The sequence below is a fragment of the Fluviicola sp. genome (genome assembly GCF_039596355.1).
GTDB lineage: Bacteria > Bacteroidota > Bacteroidia > Flavobacteriales_D > Crocinitomicaceae > Fluviicola.
Genome location: NZ_JBCNJW010000002.1, coordinates 73,619 through 97,144, shown reverse-complemented (window position 1 = coordinate 97,144; position 23,526 = coordinate 73,619). Strand labels below are relative to the sequence as shown.

Annotated in this window: 20 protein-coding genes; 15 read left to right on the top strand and 5 right to left on the bottom strand. The window is 44.5% G+C overall.

The annotated features are described in order from the left end of the window. Positions 1-33: 33 nt before the first annotated feature. Positions 34-975: a DMT family transporter gene (locus ABDV94_RS05605; RefSeq protein WP_343605513.1), complete on the bottom strand. Its 942-nt coding sequence runs from the start codon at positions 973-975 to the stop codon at positions 34-36. Positions 976-1,057: 82 nt separating this feature from the next. On the opposite strand from ABDV94_RS05605, the gene ABDV94_RS05600 reads away from it, so the two are divergent. From ABDV94_RS05600 to ABDV94_RS05565, 8 genes are all read left to right on the top strand, one after another. Continuing rightward, positions 1,058-1,771 (top strand): hypothetical protein, encoded by a 714-nt coding sequence (locus ABDV94_RS05600; RefSeq protein WP_343605512.1) that lies wholly within the window; start codon positions 1,058-1,060, stop codon positions 1,769-1,771. Positions 1,772-2,218: 447 nt separating this feature from the next. Beyond that, positions 2,219-2,836, top strand: a complete 618-nt coding sequence (locus ABDV94_RS05595) for a TetR/AcrR family transcriptional regulator (protein ID WP_343605511.1) — start codon at positions 2,219-2,221, stop codon at positions 2,834-2,836. 29 nt (positions 2,837-2,865) lie between these two features. Next, positions 2,866-4,167: a TolC family protein gene (locus ABDV94_RS05590; RefSeq protein ID WP_343605510.1), complete on the top strand. Its 1,302-nt coding sequence runs from the start codon at positions 2,866-2,868 to the stop codon at positions 4,165-4,167. A gap of 24 nt (positions 4,168-4,191) precedes the next feature. After that, complete coding sequence (locus tag ABDV94_RS05585) at positions 4,192-5,241, top strand: efflux RND transporter periplasmic adaptor subunit (protein WP_343605509.1); 1,050 nt, start codon at positions 4,192-4,194, stop codon at positions 5,239-5,241. Positions 5,242-5,255: 14 nt separating this feature from the next. After that, positions 5,256-8,396 carry an efflux RND transporter permease subunit gene (locus ABDV94_RS05580; protein WP_343605507.1) on the top strand — a complete coding sequence of 1,047 codons (3,141 nt, stop codon included), beginning with the start codon at positions 5,256-5,258 and terminating at the stop codon, positions 8,394-8,396. Positions 8,397-8,498: 102 nt separating this feature from the next. Further along, positions 8,499-9,524 (top strand): hypothetical protein, encoded by a 1,026-nt coding sequence (locus ABDV94_RS05575; RefSeq protein WP_343605506.1) that lies wholly within the window; start codon positions 8,499-8,501, stop codon positions 9,522-9,524. Then, the gene (locus ABDV94_RS05570; RefSeq protein WP_343605504.1) at positions 9,521-10,408 is read left to right on the top strand and encodes a hypothetical protein; all 888 of its coding nucleotides are present in this window, start codon (positions 9,521-9,523) and stop codon (positions 10,406-10,408) included. The genes ABDV94_RS05575 and ABDV94_RS05570 overlap by 4 nt, the downstream gene beginning before the upstream one ends. Positions 10,409-10,411: 3 nt before the next feature. After that, complete coding sequence (locus ABDV94_RS05565) at positions 10,412-11,239, top strand: alpha/beta hydrolase (protein ID WP_343605502.1); 828 nt, start codon at positions 10,412-10,414, stop codon at positions 11,237-11,239. Between the two features lie 145 nt (positions 11,240-11,384). Here the strand turns inward: ABDV94_RS05565 and ABDV94_RS05560 are convergent, their stop codons facing one another. Next, positions 11,385-12,101, bottom strand: coding sequence for a pyridoxine 5'-phosphate synthase (locus ABDV94_RS05560; protein ID WP_343605500.1), 717 nt, complete (start codon positions 12,099-12,101; stop codon positions 11,385-11,387). A 128-nt stretch (positions 12,102-12,229) separates the two neighbouring features. Here ABDV94_RS05560 and ABDV94_RS05555 point away from each other — a divergent pair, with 128 nt between their 5' ends. From ABDV94_RS05555 to ABDV94_RS05530, 6 genes are all read left to right on the top strand, one after another. Next, positions 12,230-12,928: a YdcF family protein gene (locus ABDV94_RS05555; protein ID WP_343605499.1), complete on the top strand. Its 699-nt coding sequence runs from the start codon at positions 12,230-12,232 to the stop codon at positions 12,926-12,928. An 11-nt stretch (positions 12,929-12,939) separates the two neighbouring features. Then, positions 12,940-13,476 carry a Crp/Fnr family transcriptional regulator gene (locus ABDV94_RS05550; RefSeq protein WP_343605497.1) on the top strand — a complete coding sequence of 179 codons (537 nt, stop codon included), beginning with the start codon at positions 12,940-12,942 and terminating at the stop codon, positions 13,474-13,476. A gap of 234 nt (positions 13,477-13,710) precedes the next feature. Continuing rightward, the gene (locus ABDV94_RS05545) at positions 13,711-14,682 is read left to right on the top strand and encodes a zinc-binding alcohol dehydrogenase family protein (RefSeq protein WP_343605495.1); all 972 of its coding nucleotides are present in this window, start codon (positions 13,711-13,713) and stop codon (positions 14,680-14,682) included. 57 nt (positions 14,683-14,739) lie between these two features. Next, positions 14,740-15,402: a CBS domain-containing protein gene (locus tag ABDV94_RS05540; protein ID WP_343605493.1), complete on the top strand. Its 663-nt coding sequence runs from the start codon at positions 14,740-14,742 to the stop codon at positions 15,400-15,402. Between the two features lies 1 nt (position 15,403). After that, on the top strand, positions 15,404-16,282 hold the full coding sequence (locus tag ABDV94_RS05535) for an NAD kinase (RefSeq protein ID WP_343605492.1): 879 nt from the start codon (positions 15,404-15,406) through the stop codon (positions 16,280-16,282). A gap of 10 nt (positions 16,283-16,292) precedes the next feature. After that, positions 16,293-17,285 (top strand): LacI family DNA-binding transcriptional regulator, encoded by a 993-nt coding sequence (locus tag ABDV94_RS05530; protein WP_343605490.1) that lies wholly within the window; start codon positions 16,293-16,295, stop codon positions 17,283-17,285. Positions 17,286-17,769: 484 nt separating this feature from the next. On the opposite strand, the gene ABDV94_RS05525 is transcribed toward ABDV94_RS05530, so the two are convergent. Continuing rightward, a complete protein-coding gene (locus ABDV94_RS05525; RefSeq protein WP_343605488.1) occupies positions 17,770-19,347 on the bottom strand; it encodes a T9SS type A sorting domain-containing protein in 1,578 nt (525 codons plus the stop codon). A gap of 173 nt (positions 19,348-19,520) precedes the next feature. After that, positions 19,521-21,242: a DUF4139 domain-containing protein gene (locus tag ABDV94_RS05520; RefSeq protein ID WP_343605486.1), complete on the bottom strand. Its 1,722-nt coding sequence runs from the start codon at positions 21,240-21,242 to the stop codon at positions 19,521-19,523. A 142-nt stretch (positions 21,243-21,384) separates the two neighbouring features. Between ABDV94_RS05520 and lysA the strand changes: the two genes are divergently transcribed. Beyond that, complete coding sequence (gene lysA / locus ABDV94_RS05515; protein WP_343605484.1) at positions 21,385-22,617, top strand: diaminopimelate decarboxylase; 1,233 nt, start codon at positions 21,385-21,387, stop codon at positions 22,615-22,617. Positions 22,618-22,753: 136 nt separating this feature from the next. Here the strand turns inward: lysA and ABDV94_RS05510 are convergent, their stop codons facing one another. Beyond that, positions 22,754-23,392, bottom strand: coding sequence for a methyltransferase domain-containing protein (locus ABDV94_RS05510; protein ID WP_343605482.1), 639 nt, complete (start codon positions 23,390-23,392; stop codon positions 22,754-22,756). Between the last annotated feature and the right edge of the window lie 134 nt (positions 23,393-23,526).

The window sequence follows — 23,526 nt, the reverse complement described above, 5'->3', positions numbered from 1 at the left end:
TAAATGTGTCAGGTTTCGGAAGTTTTGCGAATTTTAGGAAAGTATTTCCGTTTGAACATCTTCCGAAACGACTATTGCTTGTTTTTCGTTGGCTTTGTTTCGGAAAATGGTTCCCAAAATCACCCCGAATACCACCAGGCAGACACCTGAAATAGAAGCGATTTCCAGTCTTTCATCAAAAATAAACCAGCCCGAGAGCAGCGCATAAATTGCACCGATGTATTGAAATGGAGCGATGACAGCGGTGTTGGCCGACATGAATGCCCAGGTCATCAGTACCTGCGCAATCTGGGTAAACACTCCGATCGTCAGCAAAATCAACCATTCGATTCCCTGCGGAACTGTGAAGTCAAACAAACACCAGAGTCCTGTTATGGGAAGGGCAAGCATCGGAAAATACACCACGATGTTGATCGGTTCTTCGGTTTCTTTCAGTTTGGAAATGGCATTGTAGGCAACACCCGATAAAACAGCTGATACGACTCCCAGCAGCATCCAGATGACGTCCGTTCCGTGGCCTGAAAAACCTCCTGCCATGCCGTTCATCCCGATGAAAGCCACACCAATAAAGGCGATGAGGCTGCTCAGGTATTGAATTCTCGACACGGATTCCCCGAACAAACGCGAAGCGATCAGCACGGTGAAAATAGGAGAGAGGTATTGCAGTGTAGAAGCGATAGCCAGCGGAAGTTTATGCAGGGTGAAGAAAAAAAGTGTGAGAGCGACCATGCCGGCGGTTCCCCTCAGGAAAAGCCATCTGCGGTTGTTTCCCAAAAGCGAAAGCCCGCGGTATTTGATGATTGCCGCACTGATGGAAAAAGAAACTACACTCCGGAAAAATACCAGTTCATGTGCCGGGTATTTTTGCAGGTTCGGAATAATCGGGTTGGATGGATTTCCGAGCATCTTGACAAAGAAATTCACAACGAAAAAGGAGATTCCGGAAAGGATGATGTATAGAATGCCTCTGACCATGAAGTAAAGTTACGATCTATCTATCATTCGATCATACATCATCCAAATAGTTTTCGTAGATTTAGGTAATAATTAAGGCATCATGAAAAAGCTTTTAACAGGGTTCTTTATTGTGTTGTTTGTTTTGGGGTCTCAAGCCCAAATCGGGAACGATAAATGGAATATTACCGGGGAAATCACACTTCCAATGGGAATGGGGAACAAAATGTTTAAAAACTACCTCAACGGACTGGTGAACGTGCATCCGAAGATTCAGTACAAGCCTTTCAAACACTGGTACGTTGCTTTCGGGCCGCGATACATGTACTACAAAGTCAATGAATACCGGATTCCGTTTGAGCCGGGTGTCAGCAACGATTCCGTTTACAATCATAAAAAAGTCGTTTCCATGTCAGGAGGAATGCATGTTCTCGGCGGAGATATCGAATTGGGCTGGACGAATTGGGTTGGCCCGCGTCTCGGATTGGAATGCGGCGTGCGTTTCGGTGTGGCTCAACAGTGGTTTGTCACTTCCGGAACCCGTAAATACGGTTCGCAGAGTGTAACAGCGGCATACATCGAACCTGCTATTTCACTGGTGCTTGCCGCGGATGAAGCTGTAGCTTACCGCTGGATTGTAGGATATAATTTCTCCGGGTATAACTTCCAGGGCTACCGCATCGGATCAACTTCTTCCGGCGGTTATACGGCCAAAGATTTGCGTGGTCCTACACAATCACTCCTGGTTGGTTTTGCCATGACCTACTACTTTAAAAACAAGCGTTCGGATGTCTTTATCGACACTCCGGGAGAGTAATCCCTTGATTTTACATTCGTATTCTGATTGAATGGAAGGTTTCTTTTCCAACGTTCAACTTCAATAGTGCTTTATTGAAAAAGTTCAAAAGTTAAACCGGTTCAAGGGATTCGTTAAACCTTTGAATTAACAAACCAGTACTTCCTTTCTTTTACTGGTTTAGGTGTTTTTTCATCACTTCTGTATTTGTCCGCTGATTGTTTGGTTCAAACAGGCGTTTGAATCAGTTTATTCAGTCATTTCCACCATTGACGGTGCTGTGGTTACCGTTCACCGATTTTCCATAGTTGGTCTTGATTTTCATAGTCAAATTTGTTGTGTTTAAAAATGTATTTAAGCGCTATAGCTTGTTGTTAGCGAATGTGTTTACGTATTTTAACAATTAAACAAATTGATTTTAAACAGGTGTTTAAAATTTGTGTTTAAATTTGCGGCGATTTTGAACTTATGAGTAAAGAACTATCAACTGAAGAAAAAATCCGGGAAGCAGCAAAACGCGTGTTTGTTGAGAAAGGATTTGACGGCTGTTCTTCTCGGGAAATTGCCAAAGAAGCAGGGATGAATGTGGCCCTGGTAAACTATTATTTCTGCTCCAAGAAACAGCTTTTTAAACTGGTGTTTGAAACGGTCATGGAAGATTTCATGATGTCGACGCTGGAAGTCTTCAAAAAAGACCTGAGCCTGGAAAGCAAACTGCGCATCTTTATTGAACGGGAATACGAGTTTCTGACTTCGCATCCGGATATTCCGCGCTTTATCATTTCAGAACTTGCACGAGGAGATAAATTTGAGTTTGATCCGCGTTCGATCCTGGAGAAGATTGAAGCAACGGGGGTGTTTGAAGAACTCGGTAAAGCACAGGAAGAAGGGATTATCCGTAAAATGGATTTGACCAACCTGATGATCCTGATCTCTGCAAACTGTCAATATCCGTTTGTGGGAAAACCGCTGATGAAACACTTGAACAGACTCGATGATGATCAATACTCCGAGTTGATCACGCTTCAAAAACAATATGTAACGGAAATGCTAATCGGATACCTGTTTATCCAAAAAAATAAATAATAAACACTTCATTTAAACAAAGATTTAAGATGAGAAAAGTTTTTTTAGGTGTACTCTTGGTTTTAGGAGTTGGAAGTGGCGCTTCAGCTCAGGTACTAGACCTTGAAACCTGCTTGAGAATGGCGGACACGGCGAATTTATCCATTGTTAACTCCCGGTTGGACGTAGCAGCGAATAAAAGTCAGATTTCGTCTTATTTGGCTGCCCGCTTGCCGAAAGTCACATTTGCAGGCGACTACAAGTACAATGCGATCATCCCCGGACAGCTGGTTCCAGCTCAGTTTTTCGGTGGAGCACCGGGGACCTATGCGAAAGTTGCTTTCGGGGTTCCGTATAATTTATCCAACACGATTCAGTTACAGCAAACGTTGTACAATCCACAGGTAAACTACGGGATCAACACCCTGAAAATCCAACAGCAGCTGATCGAAATCCAGCAGAGAGTGACGGAGCGCGACAGCAAAACGGAAGTGGCAAACGTGTTTTTCAACCTGCAGGCAATCAACAAGCAGATTGCGTTTGTAGATTCCAACCTGGTAAACATCGAAAAGCTGATCCACAATATGGAAGCGATGGAAAAACAACAGATGGTGATCAAAACGGAAGTGGATAAACTGCGCATTAACCGCCTGAATTCGGTGAACCAGAAACAAACACTGATGGCGAATAAAGACCAGTTGGAAATGATGCTGAAAATCCTGATCGGGATTCCTGAAGAGCAGAAAATTGAATTGGCTTCGGATGACCTGGTAGAGAAATCAATCCTGGTAGACGGAGCAACCATCAATTACCCGGAACTGGAGTTGATTAGTGCACAGATTAAAATGAACGAAGAAGAGCGGAAAGGAACCAACATGTCTTACCTTCCGACGCTTTCATTTGTTGCGGCTTACAATTACACCTATAACATGAAGCCTTCCGATAATGTCCGCACCGGGATTGAATCTGCCTTTTTAGGGTTGAGCCTGAACTGGACGTTGTTTGACGGATTGGAAAAACACCACAAGCAAAAGGTAACCAGCATCAACCACACGAAGCTGGAAAACCAGGAGGAACTAACCAGACAGCAATTGCACATGCAGACCGAAAATGCGAAGAAGCAAATCGAAATCCAGGTGAACTCACTGGGAATTGCCCAGGAACAGCTGAAACTGGCTCAAAGCGTTTACAGGCAAACGGAATTGCAGTACAATGAAGGAACTGTTGATTCAAATGATTTGGTGAATTCAAGTAATAGCTTGCAGCAAGCCCAAACCAATGTGGTACTGGCATATGTGAATTTGCGCCAGGCAGAATTGGAGTATTTAAAAAACATAGGAGGAATTAAATAATAAAACAGATTAACCGTAAAAAAGATGAAAAGAGTTATTACAATCGTTATAGTTGCTGTAGTTCTTGTCGGACTGGTAGTTGTAAAATTAATGTCGAACAAGAAGGAGGTACAGGCAAAAATCTTTATCAATGACCCGGAAGCAGCTGTATTGGTAAAAACAGCAAATCCTCAAACGCACCAGTTTGCGAGTTCTTTCTCGTACCTGGGAACCTTTGAGCCGTCCAGACAAAACGTCGTAGGTTCGGATGCAAACGGGAAAATCATCAGCATCAAATTTGAAGAAGGCGACCAGGTGAGACAAGGTCAGCTGCTGGCAAAAGTGGACGATGAAATGCTGCAATTGCAATTGGACAATGCAGAAGTTGGTTTGGAAGGAAACAAAAACGACGACAGCCGTTACTCGAACCTGGCGAAAGAAAACGCCGTTTCAGGAGTACAGGTAGAGAAATCCAAACTGAGCGTTCGTTCCGGAGAAATTCAGAAAAAACAGATTCAGAAACAAATTCGCAGTACATCCATTACAGCTCCGTATGCAGGAGTAATCACGCGCAAAATGATCGATTTGGGATCATTCGTAGGAAATGGAACGCAGCTGTTCGAAATCACGGATATTTCCAGCCTGAAACTGACTGTAAACGTTCCGGAGCGCGATGTATTGAAGTTTCATTTGGGGGAGCAGGTAACGGTACGTGTAGATATTTACGGAGACCGCGATTTCAAAGGAAAAATCACCAATATCAGTGTGGTTGCAGACAAAGCACACAACTTCAAGGTACAGGTAGAAGTTCCGAACCCGAAACGTGAACTGATGGCGGGAATGTATGGTTCCGTACGAATCGGAAACAATACCAGCAAAACAGCATTAGCTGTTCCGCGTTTGGCATTGGTGGGATCGTCTAAAAATCCTCAGGTATATGTGGTACGCGGAAAGAAAGCGTATCTGACAAACTTTACTGCAGGAACATCCGACGGAGATTACATTGAAGTAGTAGACGGAATTAAAAAAGGAGACGTGATCGTTGTGAAAGGACAAGTGAACCTCCAGGATAAAACAAATGTTAAAACCAACTAAACGGATTTAAGGTCATGACATTAACAGAGTTAGCCATTAAACGGCCATCCTTCATTATTGTAATCTTTACAATTTTGATCGGAGGTGGTCTCTTGAGTTACAATCAGCTAAGCTATGAGCTTCTACCTGATTTTTCTCCACCGATCCTGACAGTTACTACGATGTACCCGGGAGCTTCTCCTGCGACAGTAGAAACGCAAGTTGCCAAAAAGCTCGAAGATGCCTTGAGCGGACTCGAGAATATTTCGGAAGTAACGACTTTTTCCATGGACAATGCGTCTGTGGTAATGCTTGAATTCAAAGCTTCGACGAATATCGACATGGCTTTGGAGGATGCCCAGCGGAAAGTAAACAATATTCTGAATGATCTTCCGGATGGAGCGAAAACTCCGGTTCTGGCAAAGATTGACCCGAATGCCTCTCCGGTACTTCAGGTGAGTGCAGTAGCGCACAACATGGGAGACCGCGAGTTCATGGAGTTGATGGATAAACAGTTACTTCCGCAGATCAAGCAGACAAAAGGTGTTGCTGAAGTACAGGTGATCGGAGGTGAAAAACGTGCCTTCAGAGTAGATGTAGACAAAGACAAGCTGAAAATGTACGGATTGTCCCTGGCGCAGGTAAACCAGATTGTAGCCTCTGCAAACGTGGAGTTTCCTACCGGAAAATTGAAAAACGAAACGGAACAGATGACAGTGCGTCTGGCTGGAAAATTCCAGACGGTAGAAGACCTTAGAAACCTGATCATTTTTACTGACGGAACTTCATCCGTTCGTTTGGGAGATGTCGCAGACGTATCTGACGGTTCGGAAGATGTCGTAACCGTGAGCCGTTTCAACGGAGTCAACGGGATCGGTCTTCGAATCAAGAAGCAAAGTGATGCGAATGCTGTGGATATGGCAAATCTGACCAAGAAGAAATTCAAGGAAATTGAAGAGAAATACCAGAAAGAAGGAATCAAATTTACGGTTGCGACTGATACATCCCTTCCTACGATCGAATCGGTGGATGCGGTATTGCACGATTTGGAGCTGGCGGTAATCCTGGTAGCAGCGGTAATGTTGCTCTTCCTGCACAGTTTGCGTAATGCAATGATCGTATTGATTGCGATCCCGGCTTCTTTGATCTCGACGTTCATTGCAATGTACATGTTCGGCTATACACTGAACCTGATGACACTGTTGGCGATGTCCCTGGTAATCGGTATTCTCGTCGATGACTCCATCGTGGTACTGGAAAACATTTACCGCCACTTGCAAATGGGGAAAGGCCGAAGAAAAGCTGCTTTGGACGGTCGTACGGAAATCGGATTCACAGCCCTTGCGATTACATTGGTAGACGTCGTGGTGTTCTCTCCGGTAGTCTTTATCGAAGGAACGATTTCAGACATCTTGCGCCAGTTCTCCATTGTGGTGGTTGTTTCGACGTTGATGTCCCTGTTTGTTTGTTTCACACTCACTCCGTGGCTGGCTTCACGTTTGGCAAAAGAAACCAAACTCAACCCGAAAAACCCGTTCCAGCTTTTCCTGATCTGGTTTGAAAACACGATTAAATCCTTTACTGAAGGATACGTGAAACTGGTTGGCTGGTCGTTGAGACACAAGCTGATCATGGGGCTTGGAATCCTGGTGTTGTTCTTTGCTAGTATGGCGACCATGGGCTTGGGGATTGTCGGACAGGAATTCGTAGCACAGGGAGATCAGGGGAAATTCATGATCAAACTGAAATACGATAAGAGTACAACATTCGAAGAAAATAATACGACGACGCTGGAAATCGAACAGATGATCCTGGCGCAGAAAGACGTAGTAGACATTGTTTTCTCCAACGTCGGTGGACCTTCTTCCGGAATGGGAGCTGCGGCTTTCGGACAGGAAAACAGATCTGAGATCACGGTTAAAATGAAGAAGGATATGCAGAAGAAATATCCGACTTTGAAGTACATGAACGAAATCCGGAAGAAAATCCAGGATAAATACCCGGGAATCGAAGTGAAAGCGTTGAACATGGGAATGGTGGATTCGGAAGAAGCACCGATCGAGATTTTCCTTTCTTCCGATGATCCGGAATTATTGATGGCAGAAGCGCGCCGTATGAAAAACCACATCCTGACGATTCCGGGAGCAAAAGACCCGACGATCTCAACAGATGAGTTTTCTCCGGAAGTGCGTATCGAATTGAACCGTGAAAAAATGGGCCAATTGGGATTGCCGATTGCCAGTGTCGGAATGCAGCTGCAAAACGGTTTGACCGGAAATGACGATGCGCGTTTTGATGTAAAAGGTGATGAGTACGATATCCGTATCATGCTGGATAAATACGACCGAAGCAACGTGGATAACATCAACGAAATGACTTTTGTGACCAATGATGGAAAACAGGTTCGTTTGAGCGAATTTGCAGATGTTTCCATTGAAAATGGCTATGGTCAGCTGGAACGAAAAAACCGTATTTCAAATACGACGCTGAGATCCTATGTGTTGGGAACAGCTTCCGGAACGGTTGCGGATTCAATTTCCAAATACCTCGAGAAAAAGCCGCTGGATAAGAATGTGCGTATGCTGTGGGGTGGTGAAGTAAAACGTCAGAAAGAATCCATGGGTGCATTGGGTACGGCAATGGGAATCGGTTTGATTCTCGTTTACCTGATCATGGTGGCGTTGTATGACAACTTCATTTATCCGTTCGTTGTATTGTTCTCCATCCTGGTGTCATTGATCGGGGCCATTCTGGCACTGAATTTAACACAGTCGAATATGGGAATCTTTACCATGCTCGGGATGTTGATGCTCCTCGGACTCGTGGCCAAGAATGCGATCCTGATCGTGGATTTCACCAATCACTTGAAAACGGAAGGTCGTTCGACCTACAATGCGCTCCTGGAAGCGGTTCGTGAACGGATGCGTCCGATTTTGATGACTACGATTGCGATGGTTATCGGGATGATTCCGATTGCAACTGCAACAGGTTCAGGAGCTGAATGGAAAAACGGACTTGCGTGGATTTTGATCGGGGGCTTGACAAGTTCAATGTTCTTGACTATTATTGTAGTACCAATGATGTATTACATCGTGGACAGATTACAAGCGAAATTCACCAAAAAGAAAATAAACCTCGAAGGGGAAGACGAAGCTACCGTACACGGAGTGATCTAATATTAACTGAAACAAGAAAATCCGGCAGACTATCACTGCCGGATTTTTTTTGCGTCAGACATTGACGATTTATATGTACATTCGACTGTAAGTCCGATTGAAATGAAAAGATTGTCCGCTATTTTGCCTTTTTTACTGCTCATTTTTTCTATTGAAAGCAAAGCCCAGGAGTCCGGAATGAAAAAGCCGAAGGTCGTTTCTTTCGACCTGGAGAAATTGAAGCAGCTGGATTTTGGTTCCGGCGCATTGGATCCTGATAAGCTGCTTTTCCGTTTTTTTCCTGCACCGATGGATGAAGACGATCCCGAATTGGTGGAATGGAGAACGGCTGCTTACTGGACATGTCCGACGTGTACAAAACAAGTGTACAGGACTTACGGCGATGAGCCGGAAGAAGAGACACTTCCCTATGACCGCAATTACACGGTGGCAAACGGAGTGTATGAGTATCAGTTAGAAAGCGGTGTTTCCCGGGCGGTCGTTTGTTTCTCAACATCGCATGTGAATGACGGAACCGGACGATTTTCACGCGGTTTACTTAGTGTGGCGCTTTTTGAAAAACAGCAGGATCATTGGAAACTGATCCATTTCAACCCATTTGTGAATTTCCAGGGAAGCTTCACGATGGCTTCGGCAGTTGATGGAGTATATCTGTCAAAACACAAGAAAATTTACTTCCTGATCCATGGCGGACAGGCAAACGGTGTTTCTACGGAAGACTATTGGCCTTTGTACCAGGGATTATATGTACTTGATCCGGAGACACTGAAGGAAATTGTTCACCTGCCGAGTGCCAGTTGCCAGGAAAACGGAGAGGCTCTGGGAACCGTTTGGGAAAGTGAACTAATCGATATTCAAAGCAGCAAGACAGAAACCGTGTTTTTCGTGAATTCAAAAGGCTTGATCGTGAAAGACTATATCTGGGAATTTCCCGCTGCGTTTGAGTATGTACGTGAAGTAGATTTTGCGCTGCTCCCGGCTCGTTTCCGTTTTGAGGCGGCTCAGATGATCGCGAGTTCGGCAAACGGACTGGAAGTGAAACAAACCAATATTGTTATTCATTATAAAGATGAAAAAGGAATGGATCAGCAGAAAATAGTTCCCGCTCAAACGAAAAAAGTACGATGAGGTTTTTAACAGTGGGCGCGTGCTTATTCCTGATTTTTGGTCTGAAAGCCCAGAAAGACATGATTTCCATCGAAGAGTTTTCGATAAACGACCAGGTGTTTACCGGTTCAATCGGTGGAAAATACCCGATTACGATGTACCTGAAGTTCGAAGAATATTCCCCGGAAAACTGGCTGAGTTATTCCGTTTCGGGATGGTACTATTACGACCATGTCAAAAAGAAAATTCCGTTGGTTGGCGTATGTTCCGGCCGTTTGGTACTCTATTCGTTTACCGATGCAGCACGTGCAGATAGCGTGAAACAGATGCTTTCTTCCGTTTCCAATCCCTGGGAAGCAACGGATGACCTGATGAACCGTTCTGGTTTTGTGGAGAAATTCGATGTGGATTATGCAGATTACAGGTACAAAGGAACCTGGAATAGTGAACAGAAACAATTGGAAGTGGCATTCAATGTGAGTCAGATTGATCTGGATCGCAAGCTTGAGTTTCTGGTATTGCCGCTTGAAAACGGAGAACAGAAGCGGATTGACCTGAGTTTGTTTGGAGGTGTTCCCTACGGTTTTTCGATTTTCAGTTCGAAATACGACGCTTCGGGCTCGAAAGTATTACTGAAATACGAGATTAGTTCAACTTCCAATCCCAACGGAATGTGCGGTGCAGGAATGGAGATCGGGTTCATTCTCCTGCATTTTGACCCGAAGGGAACGATATTGGATTACCGGCTTGAAACGGTGGAAAGCTGTCTCGGTAATCTCTGGTCGGAAAGTTCGGATGCCCCGGGTTCGAATGGTAAAAAAATCGTTTACAAAGTCACGGATTCAGAAGAGAAAGTACGGATGGTGACGGTAGACGGAATCAATTTTTCACTGCTTGCAAAATAGAAGATGAGTCGGGAAAGAAAACGTTTTTTAGTGGTTGTGAGCGGTATTTTACTACTTGCGTTGGCTGGAATGGCTTCGCTGGCTTCCCGTTCCGAAAAAACAACCGGACCGTCGAAAAAGAAAGAAGCTGTTAAGCGCAAAGAAATAACGGTCGAGAAGTTTGAAATTTATGACAGCATCCGCGGAAGAAGAATCCCGTATGCCTTGTTTCGTCCCAAAAGAGCGCCGGGAGATTCGGATTCCATCCGCCTGGTGATTTTTAGTCACGGCTACGGGGCCAATTATCCACGGAATTACCTGAATTATTCCTACCTCACGAAACGTTTGGCGCGTGAAGGATTCTGGACCTTGAGCATCCAGCATGAATTGGAAGGGGATTCGCTCATTCCGCAAACGGGAATTATCCAGGTGGTTCGCATGCCTTTCTGGAAACGGGGAGAAGAGAATATTTTGTTTGTACTGAATCATTTCAGGGAAACTAATCCGGAGTTAGTCATTCAATCACTCGACCTGATCGGGCATTCGAACGGCGGCGATATGAGTGTGCTCACAGCACGGGATTACCCTGGATTGATCCGGAAAGTGATTACGTTGGATAACCTGCGCATGCCGTTTCCACTGTGTGCCAATCCGCAGTTTTCCAGTTTGCGTTCTACCGATAAAACAGCAGATGCGGGTGTGCTTCCGGTTGCTGCATCATGTGATAGCCTGGGAATCCGGATTATCCAATTGAAAAGCATTACGCATAACCAGATGAATGACGAAGGAACGCGCAAACAGAAGAAGCAGATCAATACGTATATTCAGAAGATTCTGGAGGATCGGATTTGAGCTGAATCCCTTGCTGCTATTGGGCAAATAGATGGATGTCTATTCGTCTTTTCAGCGGCTGAAAACCCTTGAGTTACCTTTTCAGGGATAAGTGTACACTTATCCACCATTTACCTCGGTAAGTATTCTCTGAATCAATAAATGCTTAATCTCTCAGCAAATAATTGTAACGCTGAACTGCATTTTCCAAGCCAATATACAGCGCATCCGAAATCAGTGCATGACCAATGGAAACCTCTGCCAATTGCGGAATGTTTTCCTTGAAGTAACGCAGGTTTTCCTGGTTCAGGTCGTGTCCGGCATTGACTTCGAGCCCAAGTTCTGAAGCGCGTTTTGCTGCCAAAATAAATGGTTCGATCGCCTTTTCTTTGTTTTCTGAAAACAACTCGGCATAAGGACCGGTATATAATTCGATGCGGTCGGTTCCGGTTCCAACTGCGTGTTCGATATTGTTCAAATTCGTATCTACGAAAATAGACGTTCTCACTCCCCAGGATTTAATCCGGCGGATAATGTCCTGAAGTACGGCCTGATGTTCCTCCGTATTCCATCCTGCATTGCTCGTCAGAACGTGAGGAGGATCGGGAACCAGGGTAGCTTGTGCCGGTCGGATAGCCTCAATCATCTGCATGAAACGCTCGTCCGGGTAACCTTCAATATTGAATTCCGTTGTGACTACTTTCGATAAGTCTACCACATCCTTCCCTGTGATATGTCGTTCGTCCGGTCTGGGGTGAACCGTAATCCCTGCAGCGCCGAAACGCTCACAGTTGATAGCTGCCTCTACCACACTTGGAATATTTCCTCCGCGTGCATTTCGAATAGTAGCAATCTTGTTAATGTTCACACTTAACCTGGTCATAACAATCTCCTTTTTTTCATTTGAGTCACGAATATAGGGAGGATTTACCTGATGAACATGTTAAAGTTTATGAAACTATTTAACGTTTCTTTCGGTTTTGTTTACCTGTAAAATCGTATCATTGACCTATGAAAGTGGTGCGTTTTGCTCTTTTTGGTATCCTAACTGCTTTGATAAGTGGTTGTTTTGTTTTTGCTCCTTCGCCGGAGAAAACAAACCGCAAGTCGCTGAAAAAAGCGCCTTATGATGCGGTTATTGTTCCGGGAGTTCCTTTTGACGGGACGCATTGGAGCGAAACCATGAAAATGCGGGTGCAGTGGGCAAATTATCTGTATAAAAGAGGGATTACCAAAAACATCATTTATTCCGGATCGGCAGTGTATACCAAATACGAAGAAGCAAAAATCATGGCGCTTTACGGCGAAGCATTGGGTATTCCCAAAGAACATATTTTTGTGGAACCCCGGGCAGAGCACAGCACAGAAAACGTGTACTACGGTTATCGCCTGGCGAAACAGCAGGGGTTCCAGAAAATTGCGCTGGCAACAGATCGTTTCCAATCAAACGGTATGCGGTCATTTATCCGGAAATTCGATCTTCCTGTTGGCTTGCTCCCGATTATCAGCGATACGCTTCTGAAGCAAGATCTCACCGAACCGAAAATTGATCCTGCTCCGGCAATCCGGCAGGGGTTTGTTTCCATTGTAGATCGCTTGTCCAAATGGCAGCGTCTGCGGGGAACATTCGGGCAGTACATCCGCTGGAAAGAAGAAGATCTGAAGACCAAACACCTGCGCAAAAAATATGGTAACCGGATAGAATCGTAAGAATGAATCAGATGAATGCAATTGAATGGGCAGCCTTGTTCGGACTGGAAACCATGACTGTTCCGGCGAAAACGCAATTGGTGAAGGAAGGATCGGTTGCACGAAAAGTGTACATCATCCGGGAAGGAGCGTTGCGCATCTGGCTCAGTAAAGACGGGGCGGAAATCACCAGCCAGTTCTTTTTTGAAGGAAAACTGGTGGCTTCACTGGAAAGCTTCCTGAGCGGACAACCCAGCGAATTCTGCCTGGAAACGATTGAAGCCTGCGATTTGTATGTGCTGGATAAGATGACGTTCGACGAACTGATGCGGGGCGATTCGGAGTTCCGGGATTGGTTTCAGCAGTACATTCTCGACCGGTTTTTGTATTATTCGAAACACGTGTTGTCTTTTTTACGCGATAAACCGGAAGAACGCTATCTGCATTTGCTTCAGAATAACCCCGAATTATTGAAGCGTGTCCCGCAACAGTACCTGGCAACGTATATCGGGATTACACCGGTTTCCCTGAGCCGCATCCGGAATAAGGTGGCGAAAAAGAAGGAATAAAAAGAGTTTGAATTCCTGATGGGGAAAGGGCTGTACCTAATATCGCGAACATGCTGCCAAAACCGCCAAATGACTAGTTCATAAAAGATTGAATCATCACCGGCGCTCTCATCCTGCTAAAATCATAGCTATCCGTCCTGTGAAATTTGCGCGATCAGCGGGAGATTTTTCTTTTACTTTACAATTGTTAAGAGAGAAGTGCTGTTTGAGTGGGAACTTTGCAGAAAAAACAACATGAAAGCAGCAGTGATTCAACAATTGGGAACAGTTCCCGTTTATTCGGAGCATCCGGATCCGTCACCTTCCGGAGATCAATTAATCATTCACGTAAAAGCGTCAGCGGTTAAAAATCTCGACAAACTGCGCGCAAGCGGAAAGCATTATGCCAGTTATACTGAACTTCCTGCAGTCGTGGGGATTGACGGAGTAGGTGAGCTGGAAGACGGAACGCTGGTTTATGCGCAGGGAATTTCCGGAATGCTGGCAGAGAAAGCCCTGGTGAGAAAAGGACAATTTGTGCGTTTGCCTGAAGGGTTGGATCTTGTTCAGGCTGCGGCGTTACCAAATGCAGTGATCGGAGCGGCAATGGCGCTGCGTTACCGTGCTCAGACAAAACCCGGAGATGTGGTGCTGATAAACGGAGCAACGGGAGTGACCGGGCAACTGGCAGTGCAGCTGGCAAAACACGACGGAGCATCCAAAGTGATCGCAACAGGTCGGAATGAAGCCGTTTTGAATGAATTGAAAGCACTTGGAGCCGATGAAATCCTGCTACTTTCCAATTCCGATGAAGAAATCAAAGAACAGATCAAACGCATTCACCGCGAAACACCGATTCATTGTGTTATCGATTACCTGTGGGGGAAACCGGTCGAATTGATTATCGCGGCATTACAAGGAGGCGGTGTCAACACCTTTACTTCCCGGGTAAAGATCGTAACGGTCGGCAGCATGGCGGGAGAAAGCATTGCACTTCATTCCGGAAGTCTGCGCAGTTCGGCGATCGAAATCCTGGGATCCGGGTTGGGAAGCCTTTCAAAAGAAGACCTGGCTGATTTCTTCACAACCGTACTTCCGGAAGTGTTCAACCTGGCCCGAAACGGGAAACTCCAATTGCAGACACACGTGGTACCGCTTTCAGAAATCGAAACTGCATGGAATATGGAGCTGAACGGAGGTACAAGACTGGTTGTTTCGATAGATTAAATTTTCACAAAGTTTTCGCTTATTAGCTAGGTTTTTACTACTTTGGCGCATATTATCATGACAGCAAAAGAAGTAATTACAGACGAGATTCCCCCGTTAATGCATACAGATTCAGGGGAGAAAGCATTGATTTGGATGGAAGAATTCAAAGTCTCCCATCTGCCGGTTTTAAAAAACGGAAATTTTGTAGGATTAATCTCCGAAAGCGATATTCTGGATAAGAAAGATCTGGAGCAGACTCTGGATGTTCTTTTCGATCATCTTCCACGTCCTTACGTGTTTGAGCACGCACATATTTACGAAGTACTGGCAAAAATGGCGGAGCACCGCATTTCAGTTTTGCCGGTACTCGATATCAATGAAAATTACCTGGGATGTACCAGTGTGCACCAGTTGATGACATTGATTGCAAATACAACAAGCATCAAGGAAGTAGGAGGAATTGTCGTATTGGAAATGAACAGCGTGGACTACTCGCTGGCTCAGATTGCACAGATTGTGGAAAGTGAAAACGCAAAAATCCTTTCTTCATTCATCATGTCATCTTCCGATACCACGAAGCTGGAGGTGACCCTGAAAATTTCAGAAGTGGATTTATCGCGTATTATGCGTTCCTTCGAGCGCTACGATATGGTCGTAAAAGCAAGCTTCCAGCGTTCTACGGATCAGGACGATATGCAATTCAGGTACGATGCACTCATGAACTATCTAAATATCTGATATGCGGGTCGCAGTCTACTCCAAAAAGATTACCAAGGCAAACATTCCGCTCTTCAAGCGATTTGCGGAAACCATCGAACGCTTCGGCTGGGAACTGGTACTGGAAAAAGAGCTGAAACAACAGTTGGTCAAAAAAGGCTGCATTTGTACTGAGGCAGATATTTTTACGCGCCACGAAGATTTCCATCACGGAATCGACCTGGCATTCAGTATCGGTGGCGACGGAACCTTCCTGAAAACGGTTTCCTACATCCGCAATTCCGGGGTTCCTATTTTGGGAATCAATACCGGAAGACTTGGATTCCTGGCAAATATCAGCGACGAATTGTTTGAAGATGCACTGGAATTGGTGCGTCAGAAACGATACGACTACCAGAAACGCTCCCTGCTCAGAGTTGAGACAGAACGTGGTCTGTATGGGGCCGACAATGTGGCGATGAATGAAGTAACCTTACTGAAAAAAGATACTTCATCCATGATCACCGTCAATACCTATCTGGACGACAAATACCTCAATTCGTATTGGGCAGACGGTTTGATCGTCTCGACGCCGACAGGTTCCACGGCTTACAACCTGAGTTGTGGCGGGCCGATCGTAACACCGGGTTGCCAGGTACATATCATCACGCCGATTGCTCCGCATAACCTGACGGTCAGACCGGTGGTTGTGCCTGATAACATGCCGATTAAACTCAGTGTGGAAGGAAGAGAACGCAATTATCTGATCTCGTTGGATGGAAACGCCAAAAGTATTCGCCAGAATGAAGAAGTTTTGATCAGAAAGGCAGAATATATGATTAATGTGATTAAATTAGAGGACACGAATTTCCTGGATACGATCCGAAACAAAATGTCGTGGGGGAAAGACCAGAGAAACTAACGTTTTAAGAATGAAATCAAAAAGAACATCACTTGCGGATATTGCCGAAAGTTTAAATGTTTCAAAATCTACCGTATCATTTGTATTGAATGGAAAAGGAAAACAATTCAATATCAGTGAAACGACTCAAAAGTTGATTCTTGAAAAAGCAAAGGAACTGAACTACGTTCCGAATTATTTTGCGAAAGGGTTACGGGAAGGTAAAACACAGACCATCGGTTTGGTTTTGGCAGATATCTCCAATCCGTTCTATTCCGAATTGAGTAAAGCTATCCAGGAATCGCTCTATGAAAAAGGCTATAGCTTGTTCATTGTGTCAACGAATGACGATGTAACGATGGAGCTGAAACTGATTCGCGATTTGATTCTTCGTTCTGTAGACGCCTTAATCATTGCTCCATGCAACGGAATTCCAGCTCTGAAACCTGTTTTGGACGAAACACCGATCCCGGTAGTTTGGGTAGACCGAATCGGGGATGAATTTGCCGATTTTGTGGGAGTGGACAATTACCTGGAAGCATCCATGCTGATCAAGCGCTTTTCCCAATTGCCGAAGAAAGTCGGAATCCTGCACCCGAAACGCTCCGATGTGATGACCATTCAATTGCGCATTGACGGAACTAAGTCTGCATGTGAAAAGAATGGAATTCCATATCAATTGGCCGGTTTGACAGAGAATGCAGAAGAAAGCGTGGAATTGGTGAAACAATTGGTTGACAGCGGAGTGGATTCACTCGTTGCCCTGAATAACAAAGTGGCACTTCATGCAATCAATGCACTGAACCTGCTCAAAGTAGATATTCCGGGTAAGGTGCGTATTATCTCATTCGATGATTCGGAAGCCTTCTCTTATTTTGCTCCTCCGGTAACCGCTTTGCGCCAGCCTGTTGGAGATATCGGAAAAGAAACGGTAGAACGTTTGATGGACCGCCTGAAAGAATCTACAGAAAACCGCAAGCACCTGATGATGGAATGTTCGTTTATCGAACGCGGATCGCATTAAGACGAATTGATTCTTTTATTTTCCCGCAGACTTCGGCGTGAGCTCAGTCGAACGAGATCGCAGAAGAACACAAATAAATTGTTATTGTATTCCAGATCATGATATAACAACTTTATCAGGTTATACTTTTTCGTATGTAGTTTTAAGCAATAATCCTTTGTGTCCTTGCGCCTTGTTTCACGCAGATTGTATCGGTTTCCGCAGATGAATACGATGTATTTTAATTTGTAAATCTATTTGTGCTATGTGACCTATGTGGTTTGATTCTATATTAAGCCATCATACGGAAAAGGTTAAAGACAAAAAAAGCCGTAGACAAACTCCACGACTTCGTATCGGTAATAGATGTGTTAGAATTTCTTCTTAAACAAATATATTCAAGGTTGTAACCACTTCCAAATTAATTTACTAGTTCGTACGAATTATTCGGCAAGCGTTAAATTAATTACTATGAATGCTTAGAAATAACCGTATGAATGAAATATTAAGAATGGATTAATACCCGGTGTGTTTCGAAAACAGTACCTTGTTTGTTCCACGCTTTCAGAAGATATACCCCTTGTGACAGATTTGTAATTAATTGATTTTCTGCTGATTCATTATTGTTTAAAACTTCGGTAACCGGTTTTCCGTTTAGGTCAAAAAGCTGGTATTGTACGAGATTATCTGAAAAATGAATGGAAACAGTAGTCTTGTCCGTATAGACTCCAGTGATGAGTTTTCCGGAGTCAACGGAGCAACGAAAAGCGGAAATCAAATCACTGTCATCACGTTTACCGTCCTGGTCAACAGAAGTAATGCGATAGTATACCTGTTTATCCCAGGAATGCTGATCAATGAAATGGTATTCAAGGGGAGTTTCCGAATTACCGCTCGCCTGAACCCACTTGAGAGGAAAGAACAGTTGACCGTCAAAAGTATACTCCAATTCATAATGATCTAAGCGTGTTTCGGTTTCCGATCTCCAGAACAGGTGATTGTTTTCTCCGTCGCAGCTGGTTTTAAAAATGCTGAGTTCTACCGGGAGCACTACCGTGGAAGGGCAGAAGTATTGCTGGTTGTTTAATCCACCGGTTGCGGCGGTAGCCCCCCAGTAAACCGTGTTATCTCCACCAAATACCGTATTTATAAAATCACCGTTGCAGGTCAGGCGCAGGTTTCCGTCCATATATATTTTGAGGTTATGAGTAGCAGGATCCCAGGAAATCATGATGTTGTGAACGACCCCGTCATCCAGGTTGGCTGAATTGGCAAAAGCGGGAGTTGGACCACAATAGGGCGCGGCAGGTCCCAGTAGATTTCCATCTGTTTCAATGGCAATGTGATCTGCTGCAATGTCAAATACGTGCGCCGGATTGTCGTTGTCGTAGGTGTCAAATTCCACGACCAGCGAATTGGGAATGTTTCCTGCACCCAATTGTCCTCCTGCGGTTCCGCAGGCACTGGGATTTGGCTGGAAAGTAAAAGTCGTTCCATCTGCACCATTGATGTTGTTTCCGAAATAATAATTCAAAGAAAGATTGAACGTCTGGTTGAAATCAATGACGGTATTATTCCAGGCACAACCGGTTTGATTATTGGTTGCAGGAGTTAATTGGATACAGCTTTGCCCGCCGATTGTTTGATAACTCGCATTTCCGTTCAGGCAGTAGTTTCCGGTATTAGCGACCATTTTATATGCCATTGTCACAGTGGATGCCAAATCATGAACGCAATTGTACTTGGAAATAAGAATGCGCACTGTTCCCGTAAAGTTTGCCGTCCAGAGGATGGATGCGTTCGTTGAACAAACATCATCCGAATAAACAATTTGTGTCGCTCCGGAAGCATCCAGGAGTGTCAACTGCGTATCGATTCCCGAGGAAGCTCCACCGGCACAAAACGTAAATTCATATTGGTTGCATTGAACCACGTTAACGGTATAATACCTCCCGTTCTGGGTCGATATGGTTTGGTAGGAAGCAGTTGGGGTCAGGATTCCGGATGCAGTTCCACCGGTACACGCAAGAGCGGAAATAACTGCCATTGTGCTGAAAGCGAGCAGCAAGATAGATTTCTTCATAGTCTAAGTTTGCGCAAATATGCTAAAACGTTGTAGCATTTTGCAAATTTATTAATGGAAATTTTACTAAAATTTTAGCTTTCAGTAACTTTTGTTGAGTAAACGGTGAAAAAAAAGGCACCTGTCTTTAGACAGATGCCTGATCAATGGTTTATGTTGAACGTTTTGTGGGCTTAAAAACTTGGACTGCTAATCGTTTTAAAGGAGCGGGTAACAACCTTGGCATCTTTCGGATATTTCACCGAATAGCCCAATTCTAGTTTCACAGTTTCTCCCGGTTGGATTACCACCTGGTAGGAAACTTCTCCCGTTACATCATTCTTTTTCCCTGTTCCGATTGTTTCCACACTTACGGTGATTTCACTGGTGCGTGATAACGGAATTTGGTCGAATACATCGATTTTTACCGGAACAGAGCGGTTGTTGCGCAATTGAATTTCATAGAAATATGTATCCTTTTTCGTGCTTCCGTATACTTTCTTCGTACTCATTTCCGATTTCAGTTTCCGCAATACCTGGATTTTGGAATCACGCCCAAAAGACAGGTGCAGGGTATCGTCCACATTGTTCGTATTGATTTCGCTTACTCCGACATAATTTCCGGCAAAATACACATTCGTTGGCCCCGGAATCAAATCCAGATCCTGCCACCCGACGATGTTTGCGAGTAGGAATGAACCCTGATCCAGTTTCGGAACAGAAACATGCGTAAAGGTTGCGGGCATATTGATTTCGCGGATTTCCACGATATACGGTTTGGAATCGGAAGGGCAGGAGAACGGGTGCGCAATCGCGAATTCGGCATTCAGATCCGAGATTTCGATTTGTTTCATAGCTACCGTATTGACTTTTTTACCCGATTTTTCAAATTTCCCTCCGGCGGATTCGAAATCGGCATTGACCTTTTGGTCCAGGACATAGTTGTCATAGGCCCGTTGATTTGCCATGTTGATTTCATTGACCACCTCGCTTCGGTAATTGATATTTTGCTGAATCGGCTGGTAATATCCTTTCTTGTTTAGTTCAGCTTGTTCACCATATCGGAGGTAAAACGGGTTCAAAACGGGAGAAGCGGCGCTCAGCATCGGGTCAGAAGTACTCAACGTCAGGTTGACATTTTTCCATTCGTTTCCTGTGTTGTTGTAAACCTGCGCTTTGTATTTCAGGTTAATCGGCTGATTGAGATCTGTTGCAGACAAATCGTAAGTCGCTGCCCAGCCGCAATCCGAAACGAGGTATTTCAGGACTCCCGCAATTTCAGTCGGACTGTCCGTGTCAATCAGTACAATCACCTGGTTGCTCCGCTGATTTTCAACGTAATTCAGTTCCGTTAGTTGGAAACGGGTGTCGTTAATTCTCGAAGAAAGAATGTCCTGTTCTTTCTTAATTTTCGTAACAGCCTTATTGATTTCAAACGTGCGGGTGCGGTAGTATTCCCCCGCCGCTTTGATCTGTTCGATCGTAATCGAGTTGTTTCCTTTCAAATCCTTGTTGGTGTTCAGAATCCCGATCTCAGCCTGGTAGGCATTCATTAAATCTGTGTTCAGCTGAAAACGGTCTTTCAATTGTTCCAGGGAGTCCGAAAGAATCTTGATCCGCGGATTCCACTGTTCAGCTGCCAGGAAGTCCATCTCGGTAGAAACCGAAACGAGCCGGAAATTACCTGAACCGGTGAATTGAATGGTTCGGGGATCGGCAAAAGCAGAAATCCCGGAAAAGATCACCTTGTTTCGTCCTTTGACGAGTTTTACAGGAGTTTCGTGCGTCATTTCGCCGGCTGTCAGGAAGAGTTTTACTCGTTTGACGTCCGTTTTCAATACCTGTTCGTGGATGTTTTGAGAAAAACCTGCTATGGGCAACAGCAGAAAAAGTAGGTTAGCAACTTGTTTTTTCATAAAAACGATTTTAAGGGTATACAATGAAGTGGCTTTTTCGTTTAAAAAAAGAATTGTTTTATTTTTAACATTTTGTGTTAAAACAAAAACATTGTTAAATAAATATTTATCTCTAATTTTGTATTTCGAAAATAGAAATAAAATGAATACGACATTGTTAGAATCAGTTGCCCAACAGTTTGGCACACCGGTTTATGTTTATGACGAGAATAAAATCATTTCTCAGTATAACCGTTTGAAAAATGCTTTTGGTCCGCAGGAAGTGAAGCTTCACTACGCGATGAAAGCATTGAGTAACATCAATGTCCTGAAAACGCTCAAAAAGGAGGGAGCAGGTTTGGACGCGGTCTCCATCGAAGAAGTACAGCTTGGATTACGAGCAGGATTCCACCCGGAAGAGATCATGTATACACCCAACGGAGTTGCTTTTTCAGAGATTGAAGAAGCGGTTTCCCTCGGAGTGATGATAAACATCGACAACCTGAGCGTGCTGGAGCTTTTCGGTTCTGTTTTTGGCTCGGATGTCCCGGTGTGTATCCGCATCAATCCGCATATCCTTGCGGGCGGACATGCCAATATTTCGGTCGGACACATCGACTCCAAGTTCGGAATTTCAATCCACCAGCTGCGCCACATCCAGCGCATCGTGGAACATTACAAATTGCACATTATTGGCTTGCACATGCATACGGGAAGTGACATCGTGGATGCGGATGTGTTCCTGCAGGGAGCTGAACTGTTGTACCAGGCGGCAAGTTATTTTCCCGAACTGGAATTCATGGATTTCGGTTCCGGTTTCAAAGTAGCATACAAAGAAGGCGATTTTGTGACGCCGATTGAAGAAATCGGGAAGAAGATCGGGGAGTCATTCCAGGCCTTCTGTAAAGAATACGGCCGGGAACTGGAATTGTGGTTTGAACCCGGAAAATTCCTGGTGAGTGAAAGCGGTGTACTATTGGTTTCCGTCAATGTGGTGAAACAAACTACTTCGACCGTTTTCCTCGGAGTAAACAGTGGACAAAATCACCTGATCCGCCCGATGTTCTACAATGCCTATCACCGGATTGAGAATATTTCCAACCCGAACGGACAGCAGAAACTCTATTCTGTAGTGGGATACATCTGTGAAACAGATACCTTTGGCTACGACCGCCCGATTGCCGAAGCAAAAGTCGGCGATGTATTGGGGATTTACAATGCAGGAGCCTATGGTTTCAGCATGAGCAATCAGTACAATTCCCGTTTAAGACCGGCGGAAGTATATATCCGTGATGGCAAGCCGATGCTGATCCGCAAACGGGAAACCCTCGACGATGTGATCCGTAATGAAGTAGAATTGTCTGAAAGCCCGGTATTGGTGCGTTCCGCTGAATAATTCGTTTCGCGCGAATTTCCTTTACGGTCTTAGCATCTTTGCGTTTCATTTAAAGAGTGTTTTAGTTTAAACGCGAAGGTGCAAAGGACGCCGGGTTTTAATGAATCACTAGCGGGTGAATTAACCTCAAAGTGGCTTACGAAATCTTCCGTGCAAGAATAATCAGATCAGTGTCGGATTCTGTTTCCGAGAGTACATAGGGTTGACGGTGAACAGCAAGAATTTCAAAGCCAAGTTCCTCAAGCGTGTTTTCGAGGAAAAGACTTTCATAAAAATACATCATCAGCTGCTCGCCGGAGCTGGAAGTCCGCATGCGGGATTTTTCATAGGAATCTTCCATGGTGCTGAGATACAGAAAACCGTCCGGGTTCAAAATCTGGTGTGCTTTTCGCAAAAACAAACGTACCTGATCCCAGGAGAAATAAGGAAAGAGGAAACCGGCAACCAACGCATCAAACGATTGATTCAGAGTATCTGATTTCAAGGCATCGTGAACGAAGAACCGCCCGCTGGGATTATTCTTACTGGCGAGGCTGACCATATTCGGAGCCAGGTCAATTCCGGTCAGTTGCAGTTCTTTTCCTGAATTTAATAAGTAATGGCTGATATTTCCCGGGCCGCAGGCTGCATCCAAAACCGTTGCGCCAGGTCGTATATGGGCAAGAAATTCATCCAGGTAAGCCTTGTAGGCATCCACTGAAAAGAACTTTTGCTGATATACCTCTGCCAGTTTATTGAAAAGCGCTACAGCTTTTTGGTTTTCAGTGTTTTCCATTGAATGGTTTTATAATTGATAGATCAATGCAGGAGCCTTTGTTTTTTATTAAACATCCCGTCGTTATTCAGTTAAATCTATTATTTTCTTTGAAAATAGCAACTTCTTTGTTTTAAATTCGTTAGACTAATAGA